The 9,428-nt window shown below is 32.0% G+C and carries 10 protein-coding genes and 1 pseudogene; 2 read left to right on the forward strand and 9 right to left on the reverse strand.

The annotated features are described in order from the left end of the window. Positions 1 to 412: helix-turn-helix domain-containing protein (locus DN392_RS02115; protein ID WP_149237907.1), on the reverse strand; the 412-nt coding region annotated here is incomplete at its 3' end. 772 nt (positions 413 to 1,184) lie between these two features. On the opposite strand from DN392_RS02115, the gene DN392_RS02120 reads away from it, so the two are divergent. After that, complete coding sequence (locus DN392_RS02120) at positions 1,185 to 1,970, forward strand: MerR family transcriptional regulator (RefSeq protein ID WP_149237908.1); 786 nt, start codon at positions 1,185 to 1,187, stop codon at positions 1,968 to 1,970. A 276-nt stretch (positions 1,971 to 2,246) separates the two neighbouring features. On the opposite strand, the gene DN392_RS02125 is transcribed toward DN392_RS02120, so the two are convergent. From DN392_RS02125 to DN392_RS02155, 5 genes are all read right to left on the reverse strand, one after another. Next, complete coding sequence (locus DN392_RS02125; protein ID WP_000434815.1) at positions 2,247 to 2,447, reverse strand: cold-shock protein; 201 nt, start codon at positions 2,445 to 2,447, stop codon at positions 2,247 to 2,249. A 475-nt stretch (positions 2,448 to 2,922) separates the two neighbouring features. Beyond that, positions 2,923 to 3,507 (reverse strand): hypothetical protein, encoded by a 585-nt coding sequence (locus DN392_RS02130; protein WP_061530605.1) that lies wholly within the window; start codon positions 3,505 to 3,507, stop codon positions 2,923 to 2,925. A gap of 574 nt (positions 3,508 to 4,081) precedes the next feature. After that, the gene (locus DN392_RS02140; protein WP_078205839.1) at positions 4,082 to 4,732 is read right to left on the reverse strand and encodes a MarR family transcriptional regulator; all 651 of its coding nucleotides are present in this window, start codon (positions 4,730 to 4,732) and stop codon (positions 4,082 to 4,084) included. A 262-nt stretch (positions 4,733 to 4,994) separates the two neighbouring features. Continuing rightward, on the reverse strand, positions 4,995 to 6,461 hold the full coding sequence (locus DN392_RS02145; RefSeq protein WP_149237909.1) for a plasmid recombination protein: 1,467 nt from the start codon (positions 6,459 to 6,461) through the stop codon (positions 4,995 to 4,997). 388 nt (positions 6,462 to 6,849) lie between these two features. Beyond that, positions 6,850 to 7,083 (reverse strand): hemolysin XhlA family protein, encoded by a 234-nt coding sequence (locus DN392_RS02155; RefSeq protein ID WP_078205841.1) that lies wholly within the window; start codon positions 7,081 to 7,083, stop codon positions 6,850 to 6,852. A gap of 489 nt (positions 7,084 to 7,572) precedes the next feature. On the opposite strand from DN392_RS02155, the gene DN392_RS02160 reads away from it, so the two are divergent. Next, positions 7,573 to 7,782: a hypothetical protein gene (locus DN392_RS02160; RefSeq protein ID WP_078205842.1), complete on the forward strand. Its 210-nt coding sequence runs from the start codon at positions 7,573 to 7,575 to the stop codon at positions 7,780 to 7,782. 452 nt (positions 7,783 to 8,234) lie between these two features. Here the strand turns inward: DN392_RS02160 and DN392_RS02165 are convergent, their stop codons facing one another. From DN392_RS02165 to DN392_RS02175, 3 genes and pseudogenes are all read right to left on the reverse strand, one after another. Then, entirely contained in the window at positions 8,235 to 8,513 is a 279-nt protein-coding gene (locus tag DN392_RS02165) for a hypothetical protein (RefSeq protein WP_113709166.1), read from the reverse strand. A 41-nt stretch (positions 8,514 to 8,554) separates the two neighbouring features. Continuing rightward, positions 8,555 to 9,001 carry a hypothetical protein gene (locus tag DN392_RS02170; protein ID WP_149237910.1) on the reverse strand — a complete coding sequence of 149 codons (447 nt, stop codon included), beginning with the start codon at positions 8,999 to 9,001 and terminating at the stop codon, positions 8,555 to 8,557. Between the two features lie 200 nt (positions 9,002 to 9,201). Beyond that, positions 9,202 to 9,428 (reverse strand): annotated as a pseudogene (locus tag DN392_RS02175) (helix-turn-helix domain-containing protein); the annotation flags it as partial.

A 9,428-nucleotide genomic window follows, 5' to 3' on the forward strand; every position in this document is an offset into this window, starting at 1 on the left:
CAATTTGTTCCATTTGCTTCTGAAATGAATTTGCTAATTTCTGAATCTCATATCGCATTTTGTGCGGAATTAAATCGTCCTTTGATTCCTTATTTATCAATGGTTGCACGCTTTGTATCGGTGATTCTTGCTTCTGTCTTCGTATCACTGCTACGGAAGCCGCCATATCAAGGTTTACTCCAGCTTCTTTTCTAGCTTGAATCAAATCTCTAAACGTTAACTCATCTATATCGGTAAAAATCCTTGTATTAGTTTCATTTTTTCGAAAAACATACCCTGCTTTCTCAAGGGATTGGGCGTACTTCCTAACTGTACTTTCAGCAATTCCAAATGTTTTAGCAATATCATGACTTTTTAATTCCTTAGGGATTCCCTCTAGCAATTCAACCTTTGTATCACCCGTATCGGCCATCGCTACCACCTCTTTCTATTTTTATAAGCGATATATCGGCGATATAATATAAATAAATAACACTTAAAATAAACATAACAAAAAATAAACAAGAATACACAAGAAATTTCAAACAAATTAAGCATATACTCGTCTTTTTTAAACATCAACATACACTATAATTTAAAACAATCATAATCAAATTTATACAAGATTTTATACAAAAAAAAGGGAAAAGAAAATAACAAGGATCCCTAGAATCCCCGCTATATCAACCATGTATAAAATCATGCATAGGATGATAAATAAGTAAAAAGCGAAATCCTAGTTATATCAATGGATTTCGCTTTTTATTTGCTACCGATAATAGGACGTTATGTTAACTCTCTATGAATATCATATACAACCAAAGTTATACAACATATCACTTTCTATAAATGGTATAATTAGGAAAAAGGGGCGAAAAGTATGAAAAATAAAATACCTCTAATAACATTCATTTTAGCTGCTTTATTTGTAGCTGGAGGTTTTGCATTCTTCTACTGGATTAAAACATTCCCATTTAACTAAAGAAATCTAACTACTTTATGTGAACAAGAAAGTCCTCCAGTTAAATAATATAGAGGACTTTTAATAGTCTTCTAAATACATTGAATCCCGATAATGATGCGTTATGTCAACTAACTCTGTATAGGATATACAAAATTTAAATTGTAAAAATTAACGCTTGAACCTCCAGTTACGTTAGATATTATGATGAAATTAATAATAGATTGTAAGGAGGTTATATAAGTTGGGTAATGATTTAAGTTTCTCAATTGGTAAATTTTCTAAGAAAACTGGTGTTTCAATAAGGACATTGCATTATTACGACGAAATAGGGCTACTCAAAGCTCAAAAAGACCTCAGTTCTGGCCATCGACTATATGGAGAGGATCATATAGTAAAACTTCAAAAAATTTTGGCCCTAAAATTCTTAGGTTATAACCTAGAAGAAATAAGATTAATGCTAAATAATACAAGTCTCAACTTAAGCTTACAGGACACTTTAATTCAACAACAAAAAGCATTTGAGAAGAAAAAAGAGCATTTAGATAAAGTTCTGAAGGCAATTAATCAGACAATTTCTTTGTTAGATAGTCAAAAGGATGTTCCAAGTGAAATATTAATTAGTTTGATTAATAACATTCAAAATGAAGAAAATCAACGTACATGGCTTGAACATTTCACTTCTAAAGAAATTGCAGATAAAGTTTACAATAAAACTGACGAGGAGAATTTGTCCTTAGATAAAGAGTTTATTGATTTATCGAGAGATGTGAAGAGGTTAGTTGGAAAACCAGTTCATGATCCAGAAGTACAAGAGTTAGCAAATAAACATTTGCAGGCATCTCTTAAATATGTTGGTGAAGAGGCTATGCACGCTTTTGGAAAATTAGAGGACGAGGAAATAGAAGATTTTCAATGTATGATGGCCTCTCCTTACACAGAGGAAGAAGAAAGATGGTTAGACCAAGTAATAGAATATTATATAGTTCAAAACGGAATGTATAATCCCAATCAACATAATGGTAAATAATTTCCTTTAAGCTAACTTTAAACTGATATTAATCAACTTCCAATAACGATAATTATGTAAATAAGCTGTCCACTTGGACAGCTTATTGTTTTTTTTTGCTTAGCGTACAAAATTCGCGTTTTGTTGGGGGTACCCCATAATGCTAAAATTATGATTTCTAACGTCTTCTTTTTCATTAAAAGTTAAGCACCCCAAATCCCCTTAAAAAAGTTGTATTCGGAATATTGTAACAAAATCAAAAAAAGACCCTACAAGAGGGTCTTTCATCAGCTAATATTAAGCTATTTGAACATTAGTAGCTTGTGCGCCACGTTGTCCTTGTTCTACTCCAAACGTTACACGTTGTCCTTCGTCTAAAGATTTGAAACCGTCGATTTGGATAGCTGAGAAATGTACGAATACGTCTTCTCCACCTTCACGCTCGATGAATCCAAAACCTTTGTCTGCATTAAACCATTTTACTTTACCTTGTTCCATAATTGTTGCCTCCTAGTATGGATACCCACACATGTGTTACTACCCTTGCTCAAATACCTTAGACGAAAAACAAAATTTATTCTTAATCTCAAACCGAACAAAAATAGGTCATTCTTAGATTAACATATTTTCTAAAAAATAGCAAATTTCAAAAATAAGTCCTTATGGTAACTAGCCACTAATAGTGGTTGCTGGAGAAAAAGTCACTATGATAGTCATCACAGCAAGAAGTTACCAAAAAATCTTAACAATATCATTGGTTTGATTTTTTTCAGACATTCAACAACTGATAAAATTAGATATTTTCGAGTTAAATTTCACTTTTAATAACTAATTTTATGTAAATAAGCTGTCTATATGGACAGCTTATTTTATTTTTGCTTAGTGTGGTTATTTTCCGAAATACTAGCGGTACCCCAATTAAATCTCAAATAAAAAGCATTTATCTTTTTTCAGATAAATGCTTTTTATTTTTTTAGCAACCAGGTAAAACAATCTCTACATCAAAATCAAAATATATATAAGAATTATCTCGACGAATTCTTACTAAAGTCGCTGTACCATTTACCTGTGAAAGTCCATTATCACATAGTATAGGTAAAGATCCATCACAGTTATAGCAAAGAACATTATTTAATTGTACAACATCATTTAAATACGCACTAAAATCTGTTCTTGGACCTGTACATGGGAAAAATTCAGCCGGAAATTCAAAATAAAATGGTAAATTTCCAATTACAGAAATTTGAGATACAGAAACATTACATTCTATAACACCACAAGGAGTAGTGACAGATGCTAGTGCATCACATTGAGCAACATTAAACCTTAAATAAAACGGATCTGTAATTACAGGAAAAGTATCACCAACATTTAATGGTTCTGGAAAAATAACTGATGAAGGATTACTCGTACCAGCTGTTAATCTAATTGTTCCTGAAGTGTTTATAACATTTTGACAAGGAGTAGAACAATCTAATAATTGTTGTACTTCTGAAGTATTTTCAGTATCTAATTGAATTTTTTCAGTACTATTTAAAACTTGATTTAATTCCTCCATGTTTTCACACACCTTTTTCATTTTTTACCGTCTTAATAAAAAATGAAAGTAAATAAGAATTAGTGTATGTATTACTTGTTTTTGGGTGTAAGTGCTGGCTGGGGGTGTGGGGGCTAGCCCCCACATAGCGTTAATATATATAGAAAAAGAGAAATATTATGAACGGAAGATCTAAGCGGTTCGGCTGATATAATTGCTGTTCCAAGTCGAGCAACTTAATCTCGTTTTTGGTCTGTTCGGCTTGGCGAAAGCTAAAAAACAGCCGAAAAAAGTTTTGCAAGGACATAATAAAAAAAGAAAAAGCATTAGCTTTTAGGTGAGGATAAACGAACCGACTTTTTTTATTGTGAGGGTGGAGATTTTTGAGTGTTTTTCTCAAAAATACGACCCGTTCCTTGCGGAACTTTTAGCTATAAATATAAGAGTGAGAAGAGAAAAGTGAAGAAAGTCAGTAGTATCAAGGGTTTATAAGACATAGGGTGTGAATTTTTTTTCACACCTGTGTGAATTTTTTTTCACACCTAAAAAATGGTAAAAACAACAAAAAAAAAGATGTCAATAGTAAAATTGACATCTAAAATAAGTAAACTGGCAATTTATGTTTTTTATTATCTCCACTGACTTTAAAATTTCTAAGTGACTTTTTAAAAATATGTTGAGTTGCTCGATCAACACTATCTTTTGGAGAACAACACATAATATTCGGATTTACAAACCATGTACGACTAGTACAAGTTCTGCCATCATCAGTTGTCATTCCTGCTTCTGCAACACCTAAAACCCCTTTTTTTAATAAAGAATTCATTGTTTTAGAAACACTTTCCCTTGTTTTACCAAACTTTTCAGCTAAATAACTAGGTGTTGCTGCATTAGTTTCAATTTCATTACTATTACCCTTTTCAATGATTACATTAGTTTTAAATTCCAAATAAGAAGAAATTTGCAATAAAAACGCTTGCTCCGCATTCGTAAAATAGCCAATACGATTTAAATATTCCATATTGTCCATTATAATTTGCACAAACCTCACCCGATCTGTAGGTTTTTTCTTTTTCCCTATGAAATACTCATCTCCACCGGTTGTTTTACTTAATAACTGCAAGATCATTCTTTTCTCTTCTTCTGAGTAACCACCGGCTTGCAACTGGTCATAAATACTATCAATCTTACTATCTCTTAATTTCGCTTTTTTTTCAGCTTGTCCAAAATCTACAACTTTTGTCATAAAATAATTCTCTCCCTTAGTGGAAGGAATCAACTTTTATATGTTAGAATGTATATAGAATATATAAATGGTTGGTTCCAACCTTATTATGAAAAACCGCCTCGCCGGCCAAAGCTGGGGCGGTTTTTCGCGTGTATACGTCTTTCTCTATAATAACATGAAACACCTTGTTAAAGCTTTTCATCTCTTGCAAAAACACAACATTCAATACTCTTTTCATTTTCTTCCCATTCATGAAAATCTATTACATTTTCTATTACTCCTATCTTTCCCTATTGAAATCTTGATGCCTGCTCATTTCTCTCTTATGTTCACTTTCAAATTGATTATCTACTCCCTTGCTACCCAATTCATTTTTAACAATCTCTCTAAACGCCTTAAATTGCTCTTTAAAAACTTTTTTCGTTTGTATATATAAAACTCTTATGTTCGTCTGTAAGTCCTTTATATGGGCTTTTAATGAGCTAATTTCTCTATTTAATACACTAACTTCTTTTTGCAACTTACCTTTTTCTTGTTTCAACGTTCGATTTTCTTTCATCCATCCCTCTGCATGGACTTTTAAACTTTCATTCTCTTTCACAAAATCCATTTCTCTCAAACGCTCATAATCTTTTTTAATAATGACGGCTGCATTCACTTGCATTGTTAATTCTTGATATTGTTCTGGTGATAACACATAATTTCTTGTTTGTTTCTTCGTGATTTCAGCTTTTCCAAACATTTTATCCTGTACTTCTACTACTACTTCCTTATGTAAGAATGGAATTTTAACAGGTTCATTTGGCACTTGATCTGTAGCACTATCTAATTCTTTTTGCATTTGTTTTGCTCTTTTTTCTAACTCTATATGACGCTGACCAATTAACTGGAGCTTTTCACTTTCACTCTCTACTTGTTGTTTCACTGTCTCTAATTCTTTTTGCTTATCAATGACATCACCTTCCAAACTCTTTTTCACTACTTGTAATTCATTTGTTTTTTCCTCAACGTTTTTTAAATCATGGTCAATCGTTTGTAATACATTTTCTTTTTCTTGTACTTGATTTTCAATAGTTGACTTTGCTTCTGCATATTCCTTATATTGACGGACTTTCATGTATTTATGGGAACCTACATTAGCACGTTCAAAATTTGGAATGTGTTCTTTCGCTAATTGCTCAATATAAGCCGTTTCCGCTTCTCTCCAATGCGCAATTAACTGTCTTCCCTTTCCTTCGACACCTTGTTGCTGCAAAGCTCTATCCATTCCGACACGCCTCGTTAATCCTCGACTACTTTCGAAATTCGGTACATAGTTAATATGTAAATGCGGATTCGCTTCATCATCATGTAAAACCATGTTATAAACCGCTAGGTTTGGATTTCTCTCTTGAAACGCCTCTGCATACTGTTTTAACGCTTCCTTTTTGGCTCCCCTATACTTTGGGTCATCTTTTCCTTCCCCAATCGCTACAACCAATTCTCGTTGTTCATGCGTCTTATCTTCTTTATGTATTTTGTCATAGTAGTCATCAATTTTACGGTCATTCCGTTTTTGTTTTTCGTTATACTTGTCCACCGCTTCTTGAAAGACATCCTTGTATACACTTCGGATATCCTTTTGAACAAAGTAAATATTCTCGTGTAACCTGGCTGGATCAATACCAGGATTTCCATGCATATTTTCTCTGTTATTATGACTCAATGAACTTTGGTAGGATTGATTAAATGAGATAGAACCCAACATTAAGTGCCACCACTTCCCCTAGATTAATTGATACCATCAGTCTAGCAAAGCAACGAAATGATGTCAATTAACGTAACCCTATACTTATTTTGACACTAACGCATCAAAATCGATAGGGGTCTGCGACGCTTTTCGGCTATGCCGAGCCACTTACTACGTGGCAAAAAACAAACCGTGGGCTTTGCCCAAACCCACTGGGGAACCCTTCCCCAGACCCCCTCAATCGAACTCCCCAACCCCTCAATCCTTGAGGGACTCCCTCGCCGGTTGGCAGGAACAAACGGTAGTTTGTTCAGTGCCAAGAGGGTTTGGGTGTAGTGCGGTTGGTCAAGTCAAATACTCCCTTTGCTTCGCTAGGTCCGTTTTGATTGACCAACACTCTTTTTCTCTATAACAGGTTTTTAGCTACTACACCAAGTACTCCTGTTAACAATCCGCTTACGATCAATCGTAAAATCCATGTAGTATTTGCACTGATCTTATCTAATTGTTTATTAATAGTTAAAACATCCCTTTCAGCCACTAGTATTCTTGCTTCTAAATTTTTTATATCATGTTGTATAGCTTTTAAATCTAGATTCATTTGATTAAAATCTTTTTCTAGTTCCTCCAATTTTGTCATACAACATACTTCTCCTTTAAAATTAATTTTAAATACATTATATGTATATGGTAATTAGAGAATAATGATATAAAAAAGAGGACTCAAATCTATTATTAAAATTTGAGTCCTCTTCAAAGATAAGAAGATTATACCAAAACGTAATATAACTTATGCTTGTCTTTTTTAATATGCATCTAGTAAAAACACATTTTTTCAGTCCCTCCTTGTTTTTAGGTGTGAGATCTATGGTTTAAGTGAAGCTATATTAAAGAAGCTAGCCTTTTCTGGTGGAAAGTAAACTATTGAATATTTGTTTACTTTAGAAATTGAAATATATTATATATACTGAAATTATGAAATCAAGATATAATATATACATAGATACAATTATTAATTTTGTTCACCAATATTCCGTCTAAATAAACCAAGGTGAAAACTTAATTTACAGAATATATAGTAAATAACAATGTTTTATCTGTATGATTTTTTTATGAGGAGGAAACATTTTTGTCTTTATATAAACAATTATCAGATGCTCTTTTAGTAGGTTTTTTTATAGAAATTAATAAAAACATAGCAAAAGGAATTCTTTCAACAGCTATGTATCAAGAAATAGATCTCATTAAAAATGAAATGAAAAAACGAAACATTTCAGAAATAGATTCACAAAAGATTTATCAAGAATATATACAATCTCAAGATAACCTTATGAATTAAACATTTAATATCCCTTTTTAATACCTTCGAATGTAAACTTTTGAATATTAGTTTACATTCAAACCCCTGAAAACATTAACTTCACACCAAATCTCCTGATATCCTCAAAATTCACAACGAAAGTATACATTCGAAACACTGTAAATAAAGAGATGATAGAAACTATAAACAAAAAATCTTATTATTTATCTTTAAATATAAAAAAGCATCTAAATAGATGCTTTTTAATTCCTAACAAACTTAAAAATAGCTAAAACAGAAGCGATGACAGTAAAAATGTCTGCATCTTGCGTAGGATATTGATGAAATATTTCTTGAATTTGTTTATTCCATTCATAAAATTTCATTTCTCAAATTCCTCTCTATTATCATCTATTAGTAAATATATTAAAATTATACGAAAAAAAATAAAGAAAATATACTCTAGTTAACATAACCTCACTTATCGGTAGTTAATCTTTTATATTAATGTTAGCTAGCTGTTGCTTTAAATCCCAATACTTTGGCCTCTTTTTTGGATCAAACCATATAGCTCCTTCTTGAAGCCAATTCTCACGATATGCTTCAATAGTCCACCCGAGTTCTTCATCATCATATCCTGGTTGAAAAGCGCAACAGGCACATATTAAACTTACGTTTGGGATTCCTTCTCTAATATAGAATGGTCCTGGTAAACAATTATAGCCACAAACTAAACAGACATATCTTCTTATAAACTTTCTAAACAACATACCAACTCCTTTATCATTGAGGTATGTTTACATAAAATCCGTTATTGGAAGTGATGTTTTAAAAATCTCTTTACACATTCATTTTCGGGATCTTGGCTTAAAATTTGTTGTACAATCTCAGTAGCTTCTTGTTTTGAAATAAGTCTCTCGGGCACATTGTAAAGAAATAAAAGCATCTCTTTATATCCTACCTCATCTGGGTTTAGGACTATTGCCTTTCTGGCGTGATGTAACCCTGTTTTATAAGCATCTTCGATATAACAAAAAGGGTGACACATGAGGTCATAGGCTAGCGAGTGTAATCTATCATCCTCTTTTTGGTTAATAAGATAACAAATGAAATCATAAATAATAATGTTATCTTTATTAAAAGCTAATTCTGTTATAAAATCTGCAAACTTATCGAAATCGTAGCCATTTACTAATTTACTTGCCTCATAAAAATTGCCGTTGAGTATTTGTTCGCCTAATAATTTGTCTTTTTCCAATTTTTCATCTCCCCTTATTTAAATGTACCATAACAGGAACTGTATACTGTATTCATGCTCGGTTAACATAACATCCCATTATCGGTAGCAAACAAAAAGCCCCTCTCTTTTTTCATAAGGGATGAGCTTTTTTATCTTTCTATTATTCTAAACAACTTATTAAAAAGAATATAATACAACCAAGTATTGAACCCTGTATCTTACCATCTCTTCCACCAAGGTTTTTTAGCTTCTTGATAAATTTCCTCGATTTTTTTATCAAAATCTGTATCTCGTTTTGCAATATATTCAATCATTTTTTGCATATCTTCAATTTGTTGATCTTTTTCTTTTTCCCTTTTTTGAGATTCCAACAACTGTTTTTTTATTTCAATTTCAGTTTCTTCAGATGCTTGCAACTTAGAAATTCTTGGTTTTGTTCCATTTG

This window comes from Bacillus sp. BB51/4 (assembly GCF_008368845.1).
Taxonomy (GTDB): Bacteria; Bacillota; Bacilli; order Bacillales; family Bacillaceae_G; genus Bacillus_A; species Bacillus_A wiedmannii.